The sequence below is a fragment of the Burkholderia sp. lig30 genome (assembly GCF_000687455.2).
In the GTDB taxonomy this organism is placed as follows: Bacteria; Pseudomonadota; Gammaproteobacteria; order Burkholderiales; family Burkholderiaceae; genus Burkholderia.
The window spans coordinates 1-22,474 of record NZ_JGVW01000099.1 but is presented as its reverse complement, the minus strand read 5'-3'; the positions used below and the strand labels follow the sequence as shown (position 1 = coordinate 22,474).

The 22,474-nt window shown below is 67.0% G+C and carries 19 protein-coding genes; 4 read left to right on the top strand and 15 right to left on the bottom strand.

Going from position 1 to position 22,474, the window contains the following annotated elements; all coding sequences use genetic code 11:
- The first annotated feature begins 359 nt into the window (after positions 1–359).
- Positions 360–1,964, top strand: a complete 1,605-nt coding sequence (locus tag LIG30_RS20210) for an APC family permease (protein ID WP_038714874.1) — start codon at positions 360–362, stop codon at positions 1,962–1,964.
- A 122-nt stretch (positions 1,965–2,086) separates the two neighbouring features.
- Here the strand turns inward: LIG30_RS20210 and LIG30_RS20205 are convergent, their stop codons facing one another.
- From LIG30_RS20205 to LIG30_RS20175, 7 genes are all read right to left on the bottom strand, one after another.
- Entirely contained in the window at positions 2,087–2,878 is a 792-nt protein-coding gene (locus LIG30_RS20205; protein ID WP_038714872.1) for a DODA-type extradiol aromatic ring-opening family dioxygenase, read from the bottom strand.
- A 220-nt stretch (positions 2,879–3,098) separates the two neighbouring features.
- Positions 3,099–3,695: a UbiX family flavin prenyltransferase gene (locus LIG30_RS20200; RefSeq protein ID WP_038714870.1), complete on the bottom strand. Its 597-nt coding sequence runs from the start codon at positions 3,693–3,695 to the stop codon at positions 3,099–3,101.
- A gap of 14 nt (positions 3,696–3,709) precedes the next feature.
- Positions 3,710–4,018 (bottom strand): Grx4 family monothiol glutaredoxin, encoded by a 309-nt coding sequence (gene grxD / locus LIG30_RS20195; RefSeq protein ID WP_038714869.1) that lies wholly within the window; start codon positions 4,016–4,018, stop codon positions 3,710–3,712.
- A 78-nt stretch (positions 4,019–4,096) separates the two neighbouring features.
- Positions 4,097–4,939 (bottom strand): peptide chain release factor N(5)-glutamine methyltransferase, encoded by an 843-nt coding sequence (gene prmC, locus LIG30_RS20190; protein WP_038714867.1) that lies wholly within the window; start codon positions 4,937–4,939, stop codon positions 4,097–4,099.
- 8 nt (positions 4,940–4,947) lie between these two features.
- Positions 4,948–6,030 (bottom strand): peptide chain release factor 1, encoded by a 1,083-nt coding sequence (prfA, locus tag LIG30_RS20185; protein WP_038714866.1) that lies wholly within the window; start codon positions 6,028–6,030, stop codon positions 4,948–4,950.
- A gap of 79 nt (positions 6,031–6,109) precedes the next feature.
- A complete protein-coding gene (gene hemA / locus LIG30_RS20180; RefSeq protein ID WP_038714864.1) occupies positions 6,110–7,408 on the bottom strand; it encodes a glutamyl-tRNA reductase in 1,299 nt (432 codons plus the stop codon).
- Positions 7,409–7,434: 26 nt separating this feature from the next.
- The gene (locus LIG30_RS20175) at positions 7,435–8,193 is read right to left on the bottom strand and encodes a response regulator transcription factor (protein WP_038714863.1); all 759 of its coding nucleotides are present in this window, start codon (positions 8,191–8,193) and stop codon (positions 7,435–7,437) included.
- 175 nt (positions 8,194–8,368) lie between these two features.
- Here LIG30_RS20175 and LIG30_RS20170 point away from each other — a divergent pair, with 175 nt between their 5' ends.
- Together LIG30_RS20170 and LIG30_RS20165 are read left to right on the top strand one after the other, a co-directional pair.
- Entirely contained in the window at positions 8,369–8,623 is a 255-nt protein-coding gene (locus LIG30_RS20170) for a hypothetical protein (RefSeq protein ID WP_038714862.1), read from the top strand.
- An 18-nt stretch (positions 8,624–8,641) separates the two neighbouring features.
- Entirely contained in the window at positions 8,642–10,456 is a 1,815-nt protein-coding gene (locus LIG30_RS20165) for an aminopeptidase P family protein (RefSeq protein WP_038714860.1), read from the top strand.
- 169 nt (positions 10,457–10,625) lie between these two features.
- Here the strand turns inward: LIG30_RS20165 and ettA are convergent, their stop codons facing one another.
- Positions 10,626–12,293: an energy-dependent translational throttle protein EttA gene (gene ettA / locus LIG30_RS20160; protein ID WP_038714858.1), complete on the bottom strand. Its 1,668-nt coding sequence runs from the start codon at positions 12,291–12,293 to the stop codon at positions 10,626–10,628.
- 612 nt (positions 12,294–12,905) lie between these two features.
- On the opposite strand from ettA, the gene gabP reads away from it, so the two are divergent.
- On the top strand, positions 12,906–14,297 hold the full coding sequence (gene gabP / locus LIG30_RS20155) for a GABA permease (RefSeq protein WP_038714857.1): 1,392 nt from the start codon (positions 12,906–12,908) through the stop codon (positions 14,295–14,297).
- Positions 14,298–14,613: 316 nt separating this feature from the next.
- Here gabP and LIG30_RS20150 read toward each other — a convergent pair whose 3' ends face one another.
- The 7 genes from LIG30_RS20150 to LIG30_RS20120 form a co-directional block, all read right to left on the bottom strand.
- Positions 14,614–15,183 carry a hypothetical protein gene (locus LIG30_RS20150; protein ID WP_038714855.1) on the bottom strand — a complete coding sequence of 190 codons (570 nt, stop codon included), beginning with the start codon at positions 15,181–15,183 and terminating at the stop codon, positions 14,614–14,616.
- A 13-nt stretch (positions 15,184–15,196) separates the two neighbouring features.
- Positions 15,197–17,818, bottom strand: coding sequence for a fimbria/pilus outer membrane usher protein (locus LIG30_RS20145; protein WP_083494105.1), 2,622 nt, complete (start codon positions 17,816–17,818; stop codon positions 15,197–15,199).
- A 113-nt stretch (positions 17,819–17,931) separates the two neighbouring features.
- The gene (locus LIG30_RS20140) at positions 17,932–18,783 is read right to left on the bottom strand and encodes a fimbria/pilus chaperone family protein (protein WP_235510340.1); all 852 of its coding nucleotides are present in this window, start codon (positions 18,781–18,783) and stop codon (positions 17,932–17,934) included.
- A 114-nt stretch (positions 18,784–18,897) separates the two neighbouring features.
- A complete protein-coding gene (locus LIG30_RS20135; protein WP_160326714.1) occupies positions 18,898–19,527 on the bottom strand; it encodes a DUF1120 domain-containing protein in 630 nt (209 codons plus the stop codon).
- Positions 19,528–19,968: 441 nt separating this feature from the next.
- Positions 19,969–20,616 (bottom strand): DUF1120 domain-containing protein, encoded by a 648-nt coding sequence (locus LIG30_RS20130; protein ID WP_160326713.1) that lies wholly within the window; start codon positions 20,614–20,616, stop codon positions 19,969–19,971.
- Positions 20,617–20,707: 91 nt separating this feature from the next.
- On the bottom strand, positions 20,708–21,313 hold the full coding sequence (locus tag LIG30_RS20125; RefSeq protein WP_152986169.1) for a hypothetical protein: 606 nt from the start codon (positions 21,311–21,313) through the stop codon (positions 20,708–20,710).
- Positions 21,314–21,535: 222 nt separating this feature from the next.
- The gene (locus tag LIG30_RS20120) at positions 21,536–22,159 is read right to left on the bottom strand and encodes a DUF1120 domain-containing protein (protein ID WP_038714847.1); all 624 of its coding nucleotides are present in this window, start codon (positions 22,157–22,159) and stop codon (positions 21,536–21,538) included.
- Between the last annotated feature and the right edge of the window lie 315 nt (positions 22,160–22,474).

Sequence of the window (22,474 nt, the reverse complement as noted above, 5' to 3'; positions counted from 1 at the left end):
CCAACCGGAGTACCGTTGATGGGCGAACTACGAAAGAACCTATTCACTCGCCGCTTGAAATCCTGCGTTGTTCTTTATACGGCTAAATTTTTCCCCGGTCAACCGGATTTCTGCTGTCTCAGGGTTATTTCCGAGATTCGTGGAGTTTTTTGCTTACAAAGCTTGCGAATGTCTCGAAAATTTTGTAGGGGGAGATCAACTTTGGCGCCATCTTCGAGGTGCAACCGGTAAACTACGCGCCGCGTGGATTTGGGTTGCCCCGATCGGGTGATCCGTCCCCCCAAGAAGGCATGTGTGCTGCAACCCGAGCCGATCCCGGGTTGTGTGCCGACCGTGCTTTTTGAGACACAGGAGAGGATGTGAAGAGTTCTATTCAACGGAACATTGGCCCGTTTGCATTGATGCTGACCGGGCTGGGTTCGATTATCGGTTCGGGCTGGCTGTTCGGCGCCTGGAAAGCCGCCAAGATCGCCGGCCCCGCCGCGATCTGCGCGTGGATCATCGGTGCGGTCGTGATTCTCGCGATTGCGCTGACGTACGCAGAGCTGGGCGCGATGTTCCCCGAATCCGGCGGCATGGTCCGCTACGCGCGCTACTCGCATGGCGCGCTCGTCGGCTTCATCAGCGCGTGGGCGAACTGGATCGCGATCGTATCGGTGATCCCGATCGAAGCCGAGGCGTCGATCCAGTACATGAGCACCTGGCCCTACGAATGGGCGCACAACCTGTTCATCCATGGTGAGCTGACTCCCCCCGGCCTGTTGTTGTCGGCCGCGCTGGTGATCGTCTACTTCCTGCTGAACTACTGGGGCGTGAAGGTGTTCGCGCGCGCGAACACGGCGATCACGATCTTCAAGTTCGTGATCCCGGGCCTCACGATCCTCGGCCTGATGATGTCGAGCTTCCATGCGGAGAACCTCGGCACGGCCACGAATTCGACCTTTGCGCCGTACGGCTGGTCGGCAGTGCTGACCGCGGTCGCGACGAGCGGCATCGTGTTCGCGTTCAACGGTTTCCAGAGCCCGATCAACCTCGCGGGCGAAGCGCGCAACCCGGCGCGCAGCGTGCCGTTCGCGGTGATCACGTCGATCCTGCTCGCGCTCGTGATCTACGTGCTGCTGCAGGTCGCATACATCGGCGCCGTGAACCCGGCCGACATCGCGAAGGGCTGGTCGCACTTCGACTTCAAGTCGCCGTTCGCGGAACTGGCGCTCGCGCTGAACCTGAACTGGCTCGCGATCCTGCTGTACGTCGACGCGTTCATCAGCCCGAGCGGCACCGGCACGACCTACATGGCGACGACCACCCGCATGATCTACGCGATGGAGCGCAACAACACGATGCCGAAGATGTTCGGCAACGTGCACCCGTTCTATGGCGTGCCGCGCAACGCGATGTGGTTCAACCTGCTGGTGTCGTTCGTGTTCCTGTTCTTCTTCCGCGGCTGGAGCTCGCTCGCGGCGGTTATCTCGGTCGCGACGGTGATCTCGTACCTGACCGGCCCGGTCAGCCTGATGGCGCTGCGCCGCGCGGCGACGGATCTCGACCGTCCGCTGGCGATCCCGGGCATGGGCTTCATCGCGCCGTTCGCGTTCGTCTGTGCGTCGCTGATCCTGTACTGGGCGAAGTGGCCGCTGACGGGCGAGATCATCCTGCTGATGGTCGTCGCGCTGCCGGTGTACTTCTATTTCCAGGGCAAGTCGGGCTGGGGCGGCTGGGGCCGCGACCTGAAGGCCGCATGGTGGCTCGTCGCGTACCTGCCGACAATGGCCGTGCTGTCGCTGATCGGCAGCAAGGAATTCGGCGGTCACGGCCTGCTGCCGTACGGCTGGGACATGGCGATCGTCGCGTCCATCTCGCTCGTGTTCTATTACTGGGGCGTGAACACCGGCTACCGTACCGAGTATCTCGACGAGCGTGAATCGCGCGATGAGAACGAGATTCTCGAAGGCGTCGGCGTCTAAGCCCCGTCATTCCTGCTGCCGGAGATCGGGGCGGCGGGAAACGCAAAAAACCCGTCCGGGCCTCGCCCGGACGGGTTTTTCTTTGGCGCTCGCGGCCGCCGCGTGGCGCCGCCTGCGATACGTCAGGCCGCCGCGCCGGTGAACACGTAGTTCGTCATTGCGAGCACGCGCTGATACGTGCCGAGCGACTGGATGCCGAGCTGGTAATCGTCGTCGGCCGCGCCAAGCGCCGCGAACACCGGCAGCAAGTGCTCGTCGGTCGGATGCATCAGCACCGCGTGCGGCGCCTGGCGGCGGTAGTCGAGCAGCGCGTCGATGTCGCGCTCGGCCAGCTTCGCTTCGAACCAGTCGGTGAATTCGGTGACGCTCGGATCGGCTTCTTCCGGCGTTGCGCCGAAATCGGCGGCGCGCAGGTTGTGGGTGATCTGCCCCGAGCCGATCACCATCACGCCTTCGTCGCGCAGCGGGCGCAGCGCGCGGCCGAGCCGGAAATGGTGGGCGGCGTCCGCGCGCGGCTGGATCGACAGCTGGGCGACCGGCACGTCGGCGTCCGGGAACATCAGCAGCATCGGCACCCACGCGCCGTGGTCGAGACCGTGTTCGTGCGTTGCGGTCGCGATGCCGGCCGCGTTCAGCAATGCTGCCGCGCGCTCGGCGACGTCCGGCGCGCCCGGCGCCGGATACTGGATCTCGTACAGCGCGCGCGGGAAGCCGTAGAAGTCGTGGATCGTCTCCGGCTGCTGCGCGACGCTCGCGACCGGCTGCTGCGTGCCCCAGTGCGCGGACAGCATCAGCACCGCGCGCGGGCGCGGCAGCGCGGCGCCGAGCTGCGTGAAGGCGCGCGACGGCAGCGCCGGGTCGATCGGCAGCGTCGGCGCGCCGTGGGACAGGTAGAGCGAGGGCAAGCGGGTCATGGCAGTGGCCTGGCAAGTGATGTTGCCGACGACTATAGACCTGCACCGAAAATTGATAAACGTGCGTCGGCGAATTTAATTCAATCGTATTTGTTGATAATTCGCGTGACATGAATGCCGGCGTGCGTGCGCAGGCGATTTTTCGTGCGATTGACGGAAGAAGCCGGATGAAGCGTTCGTGTTCGGCGGGAAAACGTGGAAAAGCGGTCGCGCGCGGCGCTTACTGCGCGTGGCGGATGCCTTCCCAGGGCGTCGTCAGCGGTGCGCTCAGCGCGAACATGTCGAGCACGCGCGTGACCGTCTGGTCGACCAGTTCGCCGATCGTCGCCGGCATCGCGTAAAACGCGGGCAGTGGCGGAAAGATGATGCCGCCCATCTCGGTGACGGCGGTCATGTTGCGCAGATGCGCGAGGTTGAACGGCGTTTCGCGCACCAGCAGCACCAGCCGGCGACGCTCCTTCAGCGTGACATCGGCGGCGCGGGTGATGAGGTTGTCCGACAGGCCGTGCGCGACGCTCGCGAGCGTCTTCATCGAGCAGGGTGCGATCACCATGCCGTCGGTCGCGAACGAGCCCGACGCGATCGTCGCGCCGACGTCGCGCACCGAATGCACGACGTCCGCGCGGCGTTCGACGTCGGCCTTCGACAGCCTCAACTCGTGCTGGATGTTGAGCCAGCCGGCGCTCGAAATCAGCAGGTGCGTTTCGACGCCGCCGGCGGCGCGCAGCATGTCGAGCAGCCGCACGCCGTAGATCGCGCCGGTGGCGCCGGTGATCGCGACGATCAGCCGGCGCGGCGGGGCGCTGCGGGATTCCATCGAGGGGAAGGGGCTCAGGCGGTGAGCAGTTGCTGCAGCTCGCCCGACTGGTACATCTCCATCATGATGTCCGAGCCGCCGACGAATTCGCCCTTGACGTACAGCTGCGGGATCGTCGGCCAGTTCGAGAATTCCTTGATGCCCTGACGGATTTCGTCGTCCTCGAGCACGTTGACGGTCTTGAATTGATCGACGCCGCAGGCTTTCAGCACCTGCACGGCGCGGCCGGAGAAGCCGCACATCGGGAACTGTGCGTTGCCCTTCATGAAGAGCACGACCGTGTTTTCGTCGACGATTTGCTTGATACGTTGTTGGGTGTCCATGACTGACCTTGAGATAGCAGGCGTTAGATCGAAATGATAGCGGATTTCAACTGCGCGGGCCGGGTGCCGAGCGGCGCGTCAGCCCGGCAGGCGGCCGCCCGTGGTGCGCTCGATCGCCGCGAGATCCGTCAGCGATTCGACCGCGATGAAGCCGTGCGCGCTCAACAGCGAGCGGACGGCGTCGGATTGGTCGTAGCCGTGCTCGATCCACAGCGTGCCGCCCGGCTTCAGGTGAGCGTGGGCGCCCGCGACGATCACGCGGATCGCGGCGAGGCCGTCGGCGTCGTCGGTGAGCGCGCCGCGCGGCTCGAAGCGCAGGTCGCCTTGCGACAGATGCGGATCGTGCTGCGCGATGTACGGCGGATTGCTGACGACCGCGTCGAACGCGAGCGCCGGGTCGAGCGCCGCATACCAGTCGCTTTGCAGCCAGTGCAGCGGCCCGCCGGGGCGCTTCGCGTCGAGCAGCTTGTCCGCGTTGCGCGCCGCGACGGCGAGCGCGGCCGCCGAGCGGTCGAGCGCCCACACGCGCGCGTCCGGCCGTTCCGCGGCAATCGACACCGCGATCGCGCCGCTGCCGGTGCCGAGATCGAGCACCGCAGGATGGGGGATGCCGTCGATCGCGTCGAGCGCGGTTTCGACGAGCAATTCGGTTTCGGGGCGGGGAATCAGCACGTCGGGCGTCACGTCGAACGGCCGTCCGAAGAACTCTCGCATGCCGACCAGTTGCGCGACCGGCTCGCCGGCGGCGCGGCGCGCCTCCAGCGCGAGGAAACGCGCGGCCGATTCCGCGTCGAGCGGCTCGTCGCCGCGCGTGATCAGCTGCGTGCGGGTCCAGCCGAGCGCGAACGCGAGCAGGACGCGCGCGTCGACCGGGTCGAGCGGCGACGCGCGCAGGAGTTCGAGGGCGGTCGTGGCGCTCATCGCGGGCCTCAGTCGGCGTCGCCGAGCGACGCGAGCTGCTCGGCCTGATGCTCGCTGGCGAGCGCGGCGATCATCTCGTGGAGATCGCCGTCCATGATCGCCTCGAGCTTGTACAGCGTGAGGTTGATCCGGTGATCGGTCATCCGGCCTTGCGGGAAGTTGTACGTGCGAATCCGTTCCGAGCGGTCGCCCGAGCCGATCAGGCTCTTGCGCGTCGCCGCTTCCTTCGCGTGCTGCTCGTGATACTGCTTGTCCTTGATCCGTGCGGCCAGCACCTTCAGCGCGCGGTCCTTGTTCTTGTGCTGCGAGCGGTCGTCCTGGCACTCGACGACGATGCCGGTCGGAATGTGCGTGACGCGCACCGCCGAGTCGGTCTTGTTGATGTGCTGGCCGCCGGCGCCCGACGCGCGGAACGTGTCGATCCGCAGGTCGGCCGGGTTGATCTCGACCTCGCCGATCTCGTCGGCTTCGGGCATCACCGCGACCGTGCAGGCCGACGTGTGGATGCGGCCCTGCGTCTCGGTCGCCGGCACGCGCTGCACGCGGTGGCCGCCCGACTCGAACTTGAGCCGCGAATACGCGCCCTGGCCGGCGATCCGCACGATCACTTCCTTGTAGCCGCCGAGATCGGACGCGCTTTCCGACATCATCTCGACCTGCCAGCGCTGCCGTTCCGCGTAGCGCAGGTACATGCGCAACAGGTCGCCCGCGAACAGCGCCGATTCGTCGCCGCCGGCGCCCGCGCGGATTTCGAGGAAGATGTTGCGGTCGTCGTTCGGGTCCTTCGGCAGCAGCATCGTCTGCAGCTCGGTCTCGAGGCACGCCATCCGCTCGCGTGCGCTCTTGATCTCGTCTTCGGCGAAGTCGCGCATCGCCGGGTCGCCCATGAGCTCCTGCGCGGCCACTTCGTCATTGCGGGACTGACGCCACAGCGCGTAATGCTCGACGACAGGGCCGAGCTCCGCATGTTCGCGGGTCAGCTTGCGGTACTGGTCGAGGTCGGCCGTGACGTTCTCGCGGCTCAGCAGGTCATTCAGTTCGGCCAGCCGTGTGGACAGCTGGTCGAGCTTGCTTTGCATGCTCGTTTTCATGGTGTGGAGCGGCGCTCCCGGGCAAGGAAATCGGAAAGGGGGAACCGGCCGGACGGCCGGCAAAGCGGGGATGCCGGCGCTAACGGTCCGACGAGTCGTTCGAGCGCGGCGCGTGCTGGTAGAAGCCGCGCATCAGGTCGATCAGCGAATCGCGGTCGGCGCCGTTGGCCCGGTTGAGCGCGCTCGTCGGGCCGTGGATCAGCTTGTTGGTCAGCGCCTGCGACAGCGCGTCGAGCACCGCGGCCGGATCGTCGCCGCGCGCGAGCATCTTCTGCGCCTTGTCCAGCTCGGCGCGACGCAGCGCGTCGGCCTGGGTATGCATGTGGCGGATCACCGGCACGACGCTGCGCGTGTCGAGCCACTGCATGAAGTTCTGCACCCGCGTCTCTATGATCGTTTCGGCCTGCGCGACCGCCGCCTGGCGCGACGCGTTGCCTTCGCGCACGATCGCGCCGAGATCGTCGACGGTGTACAGGAACACGTCCTTGAGCTGGCCGACTTCGGGCTCGATGTCGCGTGGCACCGCGAGATCGACCATGAAGATCGGCCGGTGGCGGCGTGCCTTCACCGCGCGCTCGACCGCGCCGAGGCCGATGATCGGCAGCGTCGACGCGGTGCACGACACGATGATGTCGAACTCGTGCATGCGCGTCGGCAGGTCGGACAGCGGCATCGCGCGGCCGTTGAAGCGCTCGGCGAGCTTCTGCCCGCGCTCGGCGGTGCGGTTCGCGACGACCAGCTCGCGGGGCGCTTGCGCGGCGAAGTGGGTCGCGCACAGCTCGATCATTTCGCCTGCGCCGATGAACAGCACGCGCTGATCCGACACGGTTTCGAAGATGCGCTGCGCGAGACGGACGGCGGCCGCGGCCATCGATACAGACTGCGCGCCGATCTCGGTCGTGCCGCGCACTTCCTTCGCAACCGCGAAGGTGCGCTGGAACAGCTGGTTCAGGTAGGTGCCGAGCGCGCCGGCCTCCGACGCGGTGCGGACCGCGTCCTTCATCTGGCCGAGGATCTGCGTTTCGCCGAGCACCATCGAGTCGAGGCCGGAGGCGACGCGGAACGCGTGCCGGACGGCTTCCGACTGCGGCAGCGCATAGACATGCGGGGCCAGTTCGTCGACCGGAATGCGGTGATACTCCGACAGCCAGTGCAGCGCCGCGTCGCGCGCCGCGCGATCATTGGTCGCGCAGTACAGCTCGGTGCGGTTGCAGGTCGACAGGATCGCCGCTTCCGGCGAGTTGGGCGCCTGGCGCCCGAGGAACACGTTCTTGAACGTGACGAGAGCCGGCTTGATCTGTTCGAGCGGAAACGCCACGCGTTCGCGCAAGGCGACAGGCGCAGTGTGGTGATTGATTCCGATCGTGAGGAGTTGCATATCAAGGGCTATCGTTTAGCCCCATATTATAGCGTTTCGGCGATTTCCTCACCCGGCGAATGCCGGGCCTTCGCGTGACGGGGCGCCCGGATTGGGGGATCGATCGGCACCTTGTCGAGCTGATAGCCGTAGCCGTACAGCGGCAGCAGGCGGTAGCCGTGCTCGGGCAGCAGCCTGAGCTTGCTGCGCAGCCGGGACGCATGCGTGTCGAGGGTGCGCGACTTCATGTCGCGCCGGCGCGCCCAGACCGTCTCGAGGATATGGACCCGCGACACCGGGCGCGACAGGTTCGCGAACAGCAGCAGCGCGAAGCGGAACTCCTTCGGCGTGAGCGACACCACTTCGTCGCCGAAGCGCACGAGGCAGTGGGTCGCGTCGAACGCGTAATCGCCGAATGTGTCGCGCGAGCGGGTCGGCCGCTGGACGCCGGCGCGCCGCATCAGCGCGTTCACGCGTGCGAGCAGCTCGGGGCCGCGCACGGGCTTGGCGACGCAGTCGTCGGCGCCCGCGTGCAGGCACGAGACGATCTCGCTTTCGCGCGGCAGCGTCATCACGGCGATCGCGGGCAGGCCGGGCAGGATCGCGCGCGCCTTGGGGATCACCTCCTCGGCCGGCAGGTCGCCCGCCCAGTTGTCGGTGATCAGCAGGTCGCAGGTCTCGGTGGCGAGCCACTCGAGGAACGGCGCACTTGCCTGAAACGTGTGGCAAAGATGGCCGCCGGCAAAAAGGAGGCGATTCAGGAGCGTTGCATGCCGCGCATCCGGATCGATCAGGGCTATTCGCATGGGAATTTCTTCAGCATGGCAGCGAGTGCGCGCTTGCCATAACGTCGGGTCGGCCCCTAAACTCAAACGTTACGCGGCGAGCACCTTGCTGATCTCGGTTGGGATGATGGGTCATGCTAGCCGCGCGAATCGTTCACGCCTATGGGACGAATCCGAAATTAATCGAGGGCGTCGAATGAACTGGCTTGGAATCATCGTCCTGGGAACGGCCGTCGGGTTGTTCGGCTCGTGGCTGCACCCGATGCGGCGCGCCGGGCGGCCGGCATGGTGGGTCGCGGTGCTGGCCGGCATCGTCGGCGCCGCCGTGGCCCGCATGGCAGGCCATCTCTCGGGGCTCTTTTACGACGGCGAAACGCTCGAATGGCCGGTCTGCACCGGCGTCGCGTTCCTTGCCGTGGCCGCGACGGTCGCGCTGGCGGCCCGTCGCTGATTGCGCTCAGGTGAAATCATGATTGCCCGACTCTCCGACGCTTCCTCTGTGCCGGCCCGCCTCGCGTTGCTGCGCGGCGCGATGGCCCGCGAGGATCTCGCCGCCTATCTGGTGCCGTCCGCCGATCCCCATTTGTCCGAATACCTGCCCGGGCGCTGGCAGGCGCGGCGCTGGCTGTCCGGCTTCACCGGCTCGGTCGGCACGCTCGTCGTCACGCAGGATTTCGCCGGCCTGTGGGTCGACAGCCGCTACTGGGTGCAGGCCGACGCCGAGCTGGCGGGCAGCGGCGTGCAGCTGATGAAGATGGCAGGCGGGCAGCAGAGCGCGCCGCATGTCGACTGGCTCGCGCAGCACGTGCCGGCGGGCGCCACGGTCGGTGCCGACGGCGCGGTGCTCGGCGTCGCCGCGGCACGCGCGCTGCGCGCCGCGCTGACGGCGCGCGGCGTCGCGTTGCGCACCGATCTCGACCTGCTCGACGCGATCTGGCCGGAGCGGCCGCCGCTGCCCGACGACGTGGTGTTCGAGCATGTTGCGCCGCAGGCCGACGCGAGCCGCGCCGACAAGCTCGCGGTGATTCGCCGCGCGATGCAGGCACAGGGCGCGCAATGGCATTTCGTGTCGACGCTCGACGATCTCGCGTGGCTGTTCAACCTGCGCGGCGCCGACGTCGACTACAACCCGGTGTTCGTCGCGCACGCGCTGATCGGCGTCGACCGCGCGACCTTGTTCGTCGCCGACGGCAAGGTGCCGCCGGCGCTCGCCGCCGCGCTCGCGCGGGACGGCGTGGACGTGCGACCGTACGACGCCGCGCGCGGCGCGCTGGGGGCGCTGCCCGACGGCGCGACGCTGCTGATCGATCCGCGCCGCGTGACCTACGGTACGCTCGAGGCGGTGCCGTCCGGCGTCGCGCTCGTCGAGGCGGTCAATCCGTCGACGTTCGCGAAGTCGCGCAAGACGTCCGCCGAGATCGGGCACGTTCGCATGACGATGGAGCACGACGGCGCGGCGCTCGCGGAATTCTTCGCGTGGTTCGAGCAGGCGCTGAACCGCGAGACGATCACCGAGCTGACGATCGACGAGAAGCTGACCGCCGCGCGGGCGCGGCGTCCCGGCTACGTGTCGCCGAGCTTCGGGACGATCGCCGGCTTCAACGCGAACGGCGCGATGCCGCATTACCGCGCGACGGCCGGATCGCACGCGACGATCGAAGGCGACGGGCTGTTGCTGATCGACTCGGGCGGCCAGTACGTGGGCGGCACGACGGACATCACGCGCGTCGTGCCGGTTGGCACGGTCGGCGACCTGCAGCGGCGCGATTTCACGATCGTGCTGAGGGCGATGATGGCGCTGTCGCGCGCGCGCTTTCCGCGCGGCATTCGCTCGCCGATGCTCGATGCGATCGCGCGGGCGCCGATGTGGGCGGCCGGGCTCGACTACGGCCACGGCACCGGCCACGGGGTCGGCTATTTCCTGAACGTCCACGAAGGCCCGCAGGTGATTTCGCATTACGCGCCGGCCGATCCGCACACGGCGATGGAAGAGGGGATGATCACGTCGATCGAGCCGGGTGTCTATCGGCCGGGCAAGTGGGGCATCCGGATCGAGAACCTGGTGCTCAACCGCGCGGCGGGGCAGACCGAGTTCGGCGATTTCCTCGCGTTCGAGACGCTGACGCTGTGCCCGATCGACACGCGCTGCGTGCTGATCGAGCTGTTGCACGAGGAAGAGCGCGCATGGCTCAACGCGTATCACGCGACGGTGCGCGAGCGCGTCGGGCGGCACGTCAGCGGCGACGCGAAGGCGTGGCTGGACGCGCGCACGCAGCCGATCTGACGCGCGGCACGCACGGGTCGCGCTGCATCGGCCGGGCATCGCGCCCGGCGAGTTCGTCTTCAAAAGAAAAAGCGGGCATTGCGCCCGCTTTTTCTCTTCATCTTCGGCCGTACGCACCGGACCACGGCGGCGATGCCGCCCGTGACCGGCGCTTCCGGCCGTGCGCCGCTTACCGGCTGATCGGCTTGTAGCGGAGGCGGTGCGGCTTCGCGGCTTCCTCGCCGAGGCGCGCGCGCTTGTCGGCTTCGAACTCCTGGTAGTTGCCGTCGAAGAACGTGACCTGCGAATCGCCTTCGAACGACAGGATGTGCGTCGCGATCCGGTCGAGGAACCAGCGGTCGTGCGAGATCACCATCACCGAGCCGGCGAACTCGAGCAGCGCGTCTTCGAGCGCGCGCAGCGTTTCGACGTCGAGGTCGTTCGACGGTTCGTCCAGCAGCAGCACGTTGCCGCCGGCGATCAGCGTCTTCGCGAGATGCAGGCGGCCGCGCTCGCCGCCGGACAGGTTGCCGACGTTCTTCTGCTGGTCGCCGCCCTTGAAGTTGAAGCGGCCGATGTACGCGCGCGACGGGGTTTCGTACTTGCCGACCGTCAGGATGTCCGCGCCGCCCGAGATCTCCTCGAACACCGTCTTCGAGCCATCGAGCGCGTCGCGGCTCTGGTCGACGTACGCGAGCTTCACGGTCGGGCCCATCACGATCTCGCCCGAATCCGGCTGCTCCTTGCCCGTCAGCATGCGGAACAGCGTCGACTTGCCGGCGCCGTTCGGGCCGATGATGCCGACGATCGCGCCCGCCGGGATCTTGAAGCTCAGGTCGTCGATCAGCATGCGGTCGCCGAACGCCTTGCTGACGTTCTTGAACTCGATCACTTCATTGCCGAGCCGGTCGCCGACCGGAATGAAGATTTCCTGCGTCTCGTTGCGCTTCTGGTATTCCTGGCTGCTCAGCTCCTCGAAGCGCGCGATACGCGCCTTCGATTTCGCCTGGCGGCCCTTCGGGTTCTGGCGCACCCACTCCAGCTCCTTCTTGATCGCCTTCTGGCGCGCCGATTCCGACGCCTCTTCCTGCTTCAGGCGCTCTTCCTTCTGGTCGAGCCAGCTGCTGTAGTTGCCCTTCCACGGAATGCCGTGGCCGCGGTCGAGCTCGAGAATCCACTCGGCCGCGTTGTCCAGGAAGTAGCGATCGTGCGTGACGGCGACGACGGTGCCGGGGAAGCGCACCAGGAACTGCTCGAGCCAGTCGACCGATTCGGCGTCGAGGTGGTTGGTCGGTTCGTCGAGCAGCAGCATGTCGGGCTTTTCGAGCAGCAGCTTGCACAGCGCGACGCGGCGCTTCTCGCCGCCCGACAGGTGTTCGATCTTCGCGTCCCACGGCGGCAGGCGCAGCGCGTCGGCGGCCACTTCGAGCTGTTGCTCGGGGCTGCCACCGTCGCTCGACGCGAGGATCGCTTCGTACTTCGCCTGCTCGGCCGCGAGCGCGTCGAAGTCGGCGTCCGGCTCGGCATACGCCGCGTAGATCTCTTCGAGCTTCTTGTTGGCCTGGAACAGGTCGCCGAGGCCTTCCTCGACGGCTTCACGCACCGTCTTGGTCGGATCGAGCTGCGGCTCCTGCGGCAGGTAGCCGATGTTCAGGTTCGGCATCGGCGTCGCTTCGCCTTCGATGTCCTTGTCGACACCCGCCATGATGCGGATCAGCGTCGATTTGCCCGAGCCGTTCAGGCCGAGCACGCCGATCTTCGCGCCGGGGAAGAACGACAGGGAGATGTCCTTCAGGATCTGGCGCTTGGGCGGCACGATCTTGCCGACCCGGTTCATCGTGAAAACGTATTGGGCCATCTGCGAGAGAAAGTCAAAAAGTTGGGGCTGCCGCGCATCGTGACGGCATGGCGGCGCCGGGGGATTCTGTCTGGAGATTGCCGCGACTCATGCGGCGGCGTTGCCGCGTGTCGGCGGCACGAGCGCCTATTGTACTTCGCCGCGGGCACGGACTGGCGTGGCGGCCGGTCGCGTCAGCCGCGCATCACGGCCACGCGGCGACGCCGCCGTGGCCTGGGCACGCGCCGTGGCGACGTTGTTCAGCGCTCCTGAAACCCGGCGCGGACGCGGCACGATCGGTGCCGTCGGCGAAGTGGTTCTACGAAAATTGACGAATTGGCTCTCAGTCCGGAACCGATTGATGCTTACACTGCGCGCTTCGAAGGTGGTCAACCATCACGCCAACGGGGAAGGACGCTACGATGCGCCGTCGCACGATCCGATCGTGTCCGGCGACGCGTCCCGCACACGCAGCCCGCAGACCTGCGTCGCGCACCTGCCCGATTGGCCGCGGGCCGGCACCATGCCGACGCGTCTCGCGCGTCATGCCGCTCCCGGTTCGACAAAAAGAAGTATGACACGCCGCCTTCACGCCACACTCGGTTGGATCGGAATCGTTTTTTGGAGAGAGACATGGAAGGTAGCAAGACAGGCCTGGGAACCGGCCTGAAGCAGCGTCACGTCACGATGCTGTCGATCGCAGGCGTGATCGGCGCGGGGTTGTTCGTCGGCTCCGGGCACGCGATCGCGGAAGCGGGGCCGGCATCGATCGTTGCCTATGCGATCGCAGGCTTGCTGGTCGTGCTGGTGATGCGCATGCTCGGCGAGATGGCCGTCGCACATCCGGACAGCGGTTCGTTCTCGACCTATGCCGATCGCGCGATCGGTCATTGGGCCGGCTTCTCGATCGGCTGGCTGTACTGGTGGTTCTGGGTGCTCGTGATTCCGATCGAGGCAACCGCCGCCGCCAACATCCTCAATGCGTGGTTCCCCGGCATCGCGACGTGGATTTTCGCGCTGGGCATCACGTCGCTGCTGACGGTGACCAACCTGTTCTCCGTCAAGCACTACGGTGAATTCGAATTCTGGTTCGCGCTGATCAAGGTGGTCGCGATCGTCGTGTTCCTGGCCATTGGCGGCGCGGCGATCTTCGGCTTTTTGCCGGGCGCGAACGTGTCGGGCCTGTCGAACCTCTACACGCATGGCGGCTTCATGCCGAAGGGTTCCGGCGCGGTGCTCGCGGCGATGCTGACGACGATGTTCTCGTTCCTCGGCACCGAGATCGTGACGATCGCGGCCGCCGAGTCGGACAACCCGGAACGCCAGATCGTGCGTGCGACCAATTCGGTGATCTGGCGTATCACGCTGTTCTACCTGGGCTCGATCCTGGTCGTCGCGGCGATCGTGCCGTGGAACGATGCGCTGCTGCCGAAGCACGGCTCGTATCAGCGCGCGATGGAACTGATCGGCGTGCCGCACGCGAAGGCGATCATCGACGTGATCGTGCTGGTGTCGGTCGCAAGCTGCCTGAACTCGGCGCTGTACACCGCGTCGCGGATGCTGTTCTCGCTGTCGAAGCGCCAGGATGCGCCCGCGTTCCTGAGCCGCACCGATTCGACCGGCACGCCGCTTGCGGCCGTGCTCGCATCGACCGCGTTCGGCTTCCTGACCGTGATCGCGAACTATCTGATGCCGGAACAGGTGTTCGGCTTCCTGCTCGCGACGTCCGGCGCGATCGCACTGCTCGTGTATCTCGTGATCGCGATCTCGCAGCTGCGGATGCGCAAGACGCTCGAGACGACCGGCGCGAACCTGACGCTGCGGATGTGGCTGTTCCCGTGGCTCACGTGGGCGGTGATTCTGTTCATCTGCGGCACGCTGACGGTGATGCTGATCAGCGAGGATCACCGGATGGAAGTCGCGGCGACGGCGGGGCTCGCGGCCATCGTGCTGGCTGCCGCATGGCTGAACAAGCGCGGCCGCGACGCGAAGGCGAGCGCCGGGCGGCAGGTGTCGGCGATGTAAAGGTGCCGTCGATGGCGGCGCGTGAGCGACCGCCATCGCACCGCATACCGGAAATTCCTCCGGAAAGAAGATGGCCCGACAGGCACATGCCTGCCGGGCCATCGCGCTTTCAGGGCGACCGGCGAGGGCGACCGGCGAGGGCGATCGGAGCCTGTCCGGGCGGCTTGCACATCAGGCGCTCCCGGCCGCGCCGGCGCCGCCGGTGTTCGTTCTTCAGGGCAATGCAGCCACGCCCGAGCCCCGTTCGTACGAAGGCGTTCCCGGCCGCACCGGCGCAGGCATTTGGGCCGCTCGCCCGGCGACTCGCGCCAGTGCGTCAGCGCTCGACCAGCTCGATGCCGGGGCCGCTGACCCAGTCGGTTTCTCTCGTTACCGAAAGGGCATTGGCGGGGACGGAGGCTTCCAGCTCGATCTGCACGGACAGCCGGCTGCCGGCACTCGCCTGCCCGTCCACCACCGCAGTGACCCCTTTGCCCGGCAGCAGCGGCGCGCGGGCGGCGATCGCCGAAGGCGCGTCTCCCGGCTGCTCCACGACTCCCAGCGAAATCGCGTTGCCATCCAGCACGGCTTGGGTGGCCGTCAGCGCGAGATGGCCTTGCGGGCCAAAGCGGAAGCCGCTCTCGCCGGCGGCGGTGCCGCGCACGAGCAAGGTCAGCCTGGTTGGGGCGGCGCACACGACATTGACCGTGATCAGGCGCTTGCCCAGCGAATGGCCGTGGGCCGTGGCCGGCTGGCCGAGGATCGCGTGCCGGGACAGCCTGCCGTAGTCCACCTGCGCCGGGGTCGTCTGGAGCCGGCAGTTGTCGCTGGCCGCCGCATCGGTGGCGGCGCATGCGCCGAGGCAGAGCAGCAGGCCGGAAAGCAGGGGGAAGCGGGAGATTCGCATGGTCTGGGCGTCGTCAGTCTTGTCGGGGCGCGCAGCTCGCGTCGACGGTTTCGAAGAGGCCGCGGCCGGAGCCGGAAGCCACGGGCAGCGTGTAGCGCAGCGCACACTGGCCGCCGTCAGGCAGTGCAACCGAAAGCGTGGTGTTCTCCGCGCCATTGTTGAGAAAGATCCGGCCGTCGCCGAGCACCGTGCTGACGAACTGCTGCTTCTCGTCGAACACATATGCGCCAGCCGGCAGTGCGTTGCCATCGGCATCGCGCGCATTCAGCATCAGGCGCCGCACGCGAGTCAGTTCGAAGTCCACATGGTTGACCGAGCCACGGCCGGCTGCCACCTGGCGGACGCCGTTGCGGATATCCACGTTGCGCGGCAGGCTGCGGGTGTTGATTTCGACCTGGCTTCTGCCGTAGGCCGATAGCTGGGGGATCACGGCGCGGCCCCAATGATCGGTCCAGACCGGCCCTTGCGGCGTGGTCACCTTGATGTCCGCGGTGCCGGTCGACACGATGCCGAAGGTGTCCTGCACCGGATAGGGCGAGGCCGTCAGGCCCTTCGCATGCAGCACCAGCCCGCCGCTCGCGCCGCCGTAGTAAGAGCGGGCGCCCTTCCCGGCGGCGGACACGCCCAGGTTGACCTGCGCGAAGCGCGGCACGGCAGACAATTGCGCGGACACGTTGTTGTTGCCCGATTGGGTGTTGCGTTCGGCGTTGACGGAATAATTGAGACTGTCTCCGACCCGTTCGCTGTACGCGGCGCCCATCCGGGTGTAGCCGCCGCTGTTGCTCGCATAGGTTCGAACGCTGCGCTTGCCGAGCGGGATGCTGAGCGACGCATAGTACGCATTGACCGGCGTGTTGCCGGCATAACCGGACCCTGCGTCGTTGCGCGAGTTGAGATCGCGCTCTACGTTGAGCGACAGCGTGCCGACTGAGAAGGTCTTCGCCCACGACATGTTCAGACGCTGCGTCTTGCGGCCGTTTTGCAGCGTCGAATGCGAATAGCCGACGGCGACATTGCCAGCCCGCGTGCCGGACCATCCCAGCGACGCAGTATGCTGGGTGCGATACCGCGCGGTGCTGGCCGCGGCGTCGACGATGTTCTGCGTGACGTCGGTCAGCGAGCGGTAGCCTTTGCTTTGCACCGCGGTGCTGAAGCTCAGCGAAAGATTGCCAGGCAGCTTGCTGGCGACGCCGGAGAATTCGATCTGCGTGCCGGTGCGGGACGCCTCCCGCGTGGCGCGCGACACGCGCTGCTGCAGCTTGAGGCCGAGCGTGCGCGACGGACGAATATCCGCGCCCCAGCTGACCGCCTGGTAGCGCGAAGCGACCAGGGCACCGGCGCCGAGATGGCCGTGCCGGCCGGCTGTCCAGTTGCCGCTCGCGCTTGCCACCCAGAGCTGGCGCGCGTTGCCGCTACCCAGGTCGCGGCTCTTGCCGAGCGCGAAAGAGTACCCCGGCCGCTGTCCCAGCGATCCGGCATTGATGGCGCTTCCCGGCACGGTGAAACGGTGCTGCGCGCCGCCGGTTTCGATCACCGTCACGTCGAGGTCGCTGCTGCCGTTCAGCAACGGCAGATCGGTCAGCGTGAACGGGCCGGCGGGCACCACGGTGGAGTAGATGAGCGCGCCTGCCTGCCGAACTTCGACCCGCGCCTGCGGAGACTGCGCGAGACCCTCCACCATCAGCACGTTGCGCGCCTGCGCCGCCAGCGCGGCATCGGGGAACACTTGAACGCCGGTCAGCGGCGCACCGGTCAGCACCGAATTGGCGATATTGATCTGCCCGGCCTGGACCGTGGCCCCTCGGTCGGCCCAGGTGCGCTGCGCGTACGCGTAGAGGTGTTGCGTCCGGAGCTGGCCGGCCTGCATCGAGGTGCTGGCGCGGCTGCGCAGAATCCAGTCGTTGACGTTCAGCCCGAGCTCGCTGCCGAGCGACAGGAAGTGCGAGGTCGTCCCGCCGCTCTCGCTGCGCATGGCCGTCAGGTCGTAGTTCAGCAACACGGCGGTGCCGCCCCGGCTGTAGCCCGAGAAATCCGATTCCGTCGGACGCAGCGCGTCGGTGGGGACGATCAGCCGGATTTCTTCCTGGTTGGGCCGCAGCGAAACGATGGTGCCGGGGTACGCTGTCCGGTAGTCGCGACAGGCTCCTGCGTCCGGGCCGCCGCGGTCGCCGCGCATCGTTTCGGGGATCTTCAGGCCCGCCGTTTCCAGCAACGCCAGATCGAAGCAGAGTTCGCCCTGGTCGTTGAAGCGAGCCTGGGTGCGGCCTCGATGGATATCGTTGACGAATACCGTGACCGTCGCGCCGCCGGGACGAAAGCGCGCCGAATCGCGAAAGTACGACGCGATCTGCGGATCGAGGCCGCGCTGGGTCAGTGTTGCCGTGTCGAATTCGACGGCGCCGCGTGTCCGGGGCGAAGTGGGGTCGCTTTCGGGCGTGCCTGCGGCCCGGGCGCCGCCGGCCGTGGTTGCGGGAGCCCCGGGTTCAGGCGTGCTGCCGTCGTCCTGTTTCCCGGCGATGCCGGCCGCAGGCTCCCCGGGATGGCCGGCGAGCGGCGCTGCGGCGGGGATCGGCGCGGCATGCGCGTGCGCAGGCGAGAACGCGCCGGAACACAGCGCCAGCACCAGCGACAGCACGCCACCTCGGCCCGTATCGGGCGCCCGCCGCCCGGCGGGCAAGGGCAGGACCCACGGCTCCAGGTGATGCGCCGCCTGCAGCGTGGCCGCGTAGCGAAGACGTGGCGGCACGCTTACCTCTTTGCGGCTGCACCGAGGGGGATGTCATAGGTCTCGGACGAATATCCGTAAGCGCTGGCGGGCGATATGCGCACGGCGGCGGGCGTGGCGCTGCCGGCGGGCGGCAGCGCCACGCTCAGTTCGCTGCCGGGCAGCAGATAGGTCGTGCCGATATCCACCTGCGTCCTGTCGGGCAGCATCTCCACGTTTTGCGCCAGACGGACCACGTAGGCGCTGTCGTTGACGACTCGCAGCTTTCGATCGTCCAGCGACAGCTTCAGCAGTTTCCACGGTTCCGCGTTCTTCGGCAGGTTGGCGGGATGGATGATCAGCGGCAGGTTCTGGCGTACCGTCATGCTGATGCGCGACGTGCCGTCCGCCGCCTTGGGCGGGATGCCCTCGAACGTGACACGCTTGAGCCGCTGCACCTTGATCGGCTCCGCGCTTTGCATCAGGAAGCGCACCAGTTGCGTTTCCTTTGCCTCCACGCGGCTGATCGGCGGCACCGCCACCACCAGCAGTTCGTTGTCTTCCGGCAGGTTCTGGATGGCCGTGTGCAGCAGAAGCGGCGAGTCTTCGGTGTTCCGCACGTTCATCGTCGTTTCGCCGTCGGATTCGTTCAGGATGACGACGGATGATTCGGGCTGCACGCCGGCGGCCAGCGCGGCGGCGGGCAGGGCCGCGCAGTTCAGCGCCAGCAGCAGTTCGCCCCACCAGCGGCGCCGGGCGGGCTCGGCCCGACGGCGTGCCGGGGAACAGGGAGGAGAGAGACGGGAGCGCATGATGAACGGTATGAGCAGGAAAAGTGATGCGTTCGGAATGAGTCGGGCAGGCGCCGTCCGCGCGTCATCGGGCGGTGGCGACATGCGACGGAAAGGTGGCTCGACGGGCAAGCCGCCTCGAGGGGCTGTCAGCCGGATCGCGGTGCCGCGGCATGCCGGCGGCACCGCTCCTGAATGGCGCGCCTTGGCGCGTTACCGTTACAGGTAATGCAGCTCCACGGTGGCGGAGCCGTCGAAGTCGAGCGCCTTGCCGGGGTCGATGTCCGTGGCGAGATTCACGTTCGCCGAAAGCGAGACGCGCCAGCGGCTGAGTGCGTCCGGCTTCGGCACGCCGCCCTGGCGCCACTGAAAGGAGTACATCGCATTCGGGATCACGGGGGCATGCTCGCCTGTCGCGCCGAGCGACCAGTTCTCCTCGCCGGGCAGCCGCCGCACCAGCGCGATTTTCTCGGTGCCGGCCCAGGCGCTGTCCTCGACGATGCCGATGCGGAAGGTTCCCGTCTTTTGGCCGTCGGGCGTGCTCAACGTGAAGTCGCCCGCGTTGTCGGGATCGTATCCCGGCGTGTCTGCGCGATTGTCGATCAGCCGAATCGCGACGCGCGCCTCCCGCGCGCACTCGAGCGAGAGCGAGGTGGTTCGGGGGGCGGCGCCCTCGTTGATCTGGCCGCTTCGGTACGTGCCGAAATCGAATGCGCCACCGTTGGCCATCGTTAACGCGCAGGCGTTGGGCGTGATGCGGCCCTTGACGTGCAAGTCGGTGCCGGCCAGCGCATGGGGAGCGTTCAGCAGGGCGCAGGCGAACAATGGCAGGGCGAATCGTGTTTTCATGGTTGCTTTCATGGGTGAAGGAGCCGTCCGCCGGGCTGGCTGGCAAGCCCGGCGGCAGGCGAGGAGAAGGCTCGCGCGCGACTTCGGTCCGGGCATGTCGGGCGCGATGAAATGGATGATCGCCGTGCGATTGCCTCATGTATATGAGACCGATTCGAAACTGCGCTCTGGTTTCCGGTGTCTGTCCGAAACGGCGGAGGACGGCCGGCCCGATGGATCGGAGTCCGCCATCGGCGGACATGAGCGCAGCCCGGGCGGAATCGATCGGGCGGGCCCGACGACGATCGCGGTGTCGAGCGCGTCAGTCAGGGCGCCGTGGGAATGCGGGCAGCCGGCGGGCGGCATCGTCAGCCGCGGCGATCGGCACGGGACGAGGGCAGCGGGGAGGAACCGCGCGCCCGGCGGGAAAAACGGGCGCGCCCGGTGCGTACCGCCCGACGCTTAGAGATAGTGCAGTTCCACGGTGGCGGAGCCGTCGAGTTCGAGATCCTTGCCGCGATCGATGTCGGGTGCGAGACCGAGCGTCGTCAAGAGCGTGAGCCGCATGCGCACAAGCGCGTCCGGGCTCGACGAGGGCGCCAGCGCCGACGTCATGCCGTACATGGCATTCGGCGTTAATGGGAAATAGCGCCCGATTGTCGCGCTCGTCCATGCCTGCCCGCCGGGCAAGCGTTTTCGCAGCCAGAGGTTCGAGCTCGACGGATCGCGGTCACGATCGATGATGGAGTCGTGGGCATTGATGATGCTGATTCGGTAATGACCCGCGCTCGTGCCATCGGGACCGCCCAGGCCGAAGTCGGTCTCGTTGCCGGAACCGGAGGCCATGTCTGCGCGATTATCGATCAGCCGAAAGGCGAACTTGGTCGGGCTCGCGCAGTCGACCGACAGCTTCGCGGTCCGGCCGGCATCCGCCCCGTTGGCTGCGCTATGCGAGGTCTTGCCGAAATCGAAAATGCCGCCGTCGAGCATCGTCAAAGCGCAGGCGCCGACCGCGATGCGGCCCTTGACGTTCAGGTCGGTGCCGGCGAGTGCGAGAGGCGCGTGCAGCAGGGCACACGCGAACAATGGGAGTGCGAATCGTGTCTTCATGGGTGCGTCCATTGGTGAAAGAGCCATGCCTCCGATGAGGCGGGCGAGGCGAAGTGCCTGCGTGCATGGAAAGGCCCCGCGGGCGCGGCGCTTACAGATAGTGCATTTCCACGGTAGCCGAGCCTTCGAAGTCGAGTTCCTTGCCGCGGTCGATGTCGGGGGCGAGCGTGGCCGTCGCGACGAGACGGAGGCGCATGAGTCTGAGCCAATCCGGCTCCGGTTTCTCCCCCGTTCCCTGTGCCCTCATCGTGTACATGGCATTCGGGATCAATGGCCGGGGCAGCGGGACGAACGCCCATTCCTGCGATCCGGGCAAGCGCAAAAGCGACTGGAGGACGCCGGTGTCGTCGAAGGCATGGGTCATCCTGATCTTGTAGGCGCCCAGCTTCGTACCGTCGGGCGTGCCGAGGCCATAGTCGTCGTTGTCGGTGTAACCGGGGAGCATGTCCGCACGGTTGTCGATCAGCCGGATGGCGAACTGGGTGGGCGCCCGGCAGTTGACCACCAGCTCGGTAGTCTGGCTGGTCAGGCTGTCCTTGCCCGCGCCATGCGAGGTCGTGCCGAAGTCGAATGCGCCTGCCGTCAAGTCGCAGGCGACAGGCTTGATGCTGCCCTTGACGCTCAAGTCGGCCGCAAAAGCGGAACCGGCATTCAGCAGCGCACAAGTGAGCAACGGGAGAGCGAGTCGTATCGTCACGAGAGCTTCCATTGATGAAAGGACCATCGTTCAACGGGAGCGAGCCGGCGCCACGGCTGGCGTGGCGCCGGCTCACCGGCGCATTCGGTCCCGGCGCTTCGGAGCGCGGCGTCGGCTCTGCGCGCGTTGACGCGGCAAGCGTGCCGACTGGCCGGTTCCCGCGCAGGTCAGGCAAGTGCGGCGCCACGGTCGACAAGCGCCGGCGTGGCGCGGCGACGAGCGTTACAGGTAGGCCAGTTCCAGCGTGGCCGAGCCATCCAGGTCGATGCCCTGGCCGATGTCGAGCTCGGAGAGCTTGTTGATGACCGGGCTCACGACGATGTCGCTCGTCACGGTCGCATAGGCGCCCGGCGTGGTCGCCGCGCCGGTGGCGAAGGACTTGCGGAACGAGCCGTCGGCCTTGAAGCCGGTGAGGTCGTTCGTCCAGGTGCCGTCGCCGCTGGTATCGGTCAGCACGGTCGCCGCGTCGCCGTCGCTCGTGGCGCTGGCGAGTTCCAGCGTGTACGAGCCGGTGTTCTTGCCGCCGAGGCCGAAATCGTAGCCGTCGCCCGCGCCGCCGGCCGCGGTGCCCGAGCGGTTGTCGGTCATCTTGAGGCTGACCTTGGACGCGGCGTTGCAGGTCACGCTCAGCGACAGCCGCCGGGGCTCCAGCTTCGTCACCAGGTCGTTCTTGAGCTTGTCGGACGAGATGACGTTGTAATCGACGTTGCCACCGTTGGAAAAGCTGGCCTGGCAGGCGTCCGGGACGATCTTCCCCGTGACCCTGATTTCGGCGGACTGGGCATTCGCCGTACCGGCGCTCAGCGCCGCGCAGGAGAGAAGAGTCAGAGCGAGTACTTTTTTCATATCGTTATCCTGATAAATTGGGAGCAATCGATGGATTCGATGCTCTGCGTGGAAGTCAGGGGTGCCGGGGACTGGGCCGCACGAGCCGTTTCCCGTATGCCTTGACGGAACGCATGATCGCGATGCGATCGCTCCGTGTATATAAGACTGATTCGAAAGTACGTTGGGACGCTTATCGTTCTCGGTTCGTTTGCACAAACTGTCACGAAGACTTGACGATTAACGCTTGAGCGACGGGCATCAACGCGAGGAACGGGGTGAGACAGGGGGGAGGGGAGGAGGGGCAACTTCTCGTCCGGTGGCGTTCGGCCGAAC

What these genes read in the sequence shown, in the direction of transcription:
- LIG30_RS20205 (WP_038714872.1), bottom strand. Translation starts at nt 2,878, where the DNA reads ATGACCCGCTTGCCCTCGCTCTACCTGTCCCACGGCGCGCCGACGCTG.
- LIG30_RS20200 (WP_038714870.1), bottom strand. Translation starts at nt 3,695, where the DNA reads ATGGAATCCCGCAGCGCCCCGCCGCGCCGGCTGATCGTCGCGATCACC.
- grxD (WP_038714869.1), bottom strand. Translation starts at nt 4,018, where the DNA reads ATGGACACCCAACAACGTATCAAGCAAATCGTCGACGAAAACACGGTC.
- prmC (WP_038714867.1), bottom strand. Translation starts at nt 4,939, where the DNA reads ATGAGCGCCACGACCGCCCTCGAACTCCTGCGCGCGTCGCCGCTCGAC.
- prfA (WP_038714866.1), bottom strand. Translation starts at nt 6,030, where the DNA reads ATGAAAACGAGCATGCAAAGCAAGCTCGACCAGCTGTCCACACGGCTG.
- hemA (WP_038714864.1), bottom strand. Translation starts at nt 7,408, where the DNA reads ATGCAACTCCTCACGATCGGAATCAATCACCACACTGCGCCTGTCGCC.
- LIG30_RS20175 (WP_038714863.1), bottom strand. Translation starts at nt 8,193, where the DNA reads ATGCGAATAGCCCTGATCGATCCGGATGCGCGGCATGCAACGCTCCTG.
- LIG30_RS20170 (WP_038714862.1), top strand. Translation starts at nt 8,369, where the DNA reads ATGAACTGGCTTGGAATCATCGTCCTGGGAACGGCCGTCGGGTTGTTC.
- LIG30_RS20165 (WP_038714860.1), top strand. Translation starts at nt 8,642, where the DNA reads ATGATTGCCCGACTCTCCGACGCTTCCTCTGTGCCGGCCCGCCTCGCG.
- ettA (WP_038714858.1), bottom strand. Translation starts at nt 12,293, where the DNA reads ATGGCCCAATACGTTTTCACGATGAACCGGGTCGGCAAGATCGTGCCG.
- gabP (WP_038714857.1), top strand. Translation starts at nt 12,906, where the DNA reads ATGGAAGGTAGCAAGACAGGCCTGGGAACCGGCCTGAAGCAGCGTCAC.
- LIG30_RS20150 (WP_038714855.1), bottom strand. Translation starts at nt 15,183, where the DNA reads ATGCGAATCTCCCGCTTCCCCCTGCTTTCCGGCCTGCTGCTCTGCCTC.
- LIG30_RS20140 (WP_235510340.1), bottom strand. Translation starts at nt 18,783, where the DNA reads ATGTCGCCACCGCCCGATGACGCGCGGACGGCGCCTGCCCGACTCATT.
- LIG30_RS20135 (WP_160326714.1), bottom strand. Translation starts at nt 19,527, where the DNA reads ATGAAAACACGATTCGCCCTGCCATTGTTCGCCTGCGCCCTGCTGAAC.
- LIG30_RS20130 (WP_160326713.1), bottom strand. Translation starts at nt 20,616, where the DNA reads ATGAAGACACGATTCGCACTCCCATTGTTCGCGTGTGCCCTGCTGCAC.
- LIG30_RS20120 (WP_038714847.1), bottom strand. Translation starts at nt 22,159, where the DNA reads ATGAAAAAAGTACTCGCTCTGACTCTTCTCTCCTGCGCGGCGCTGAGC.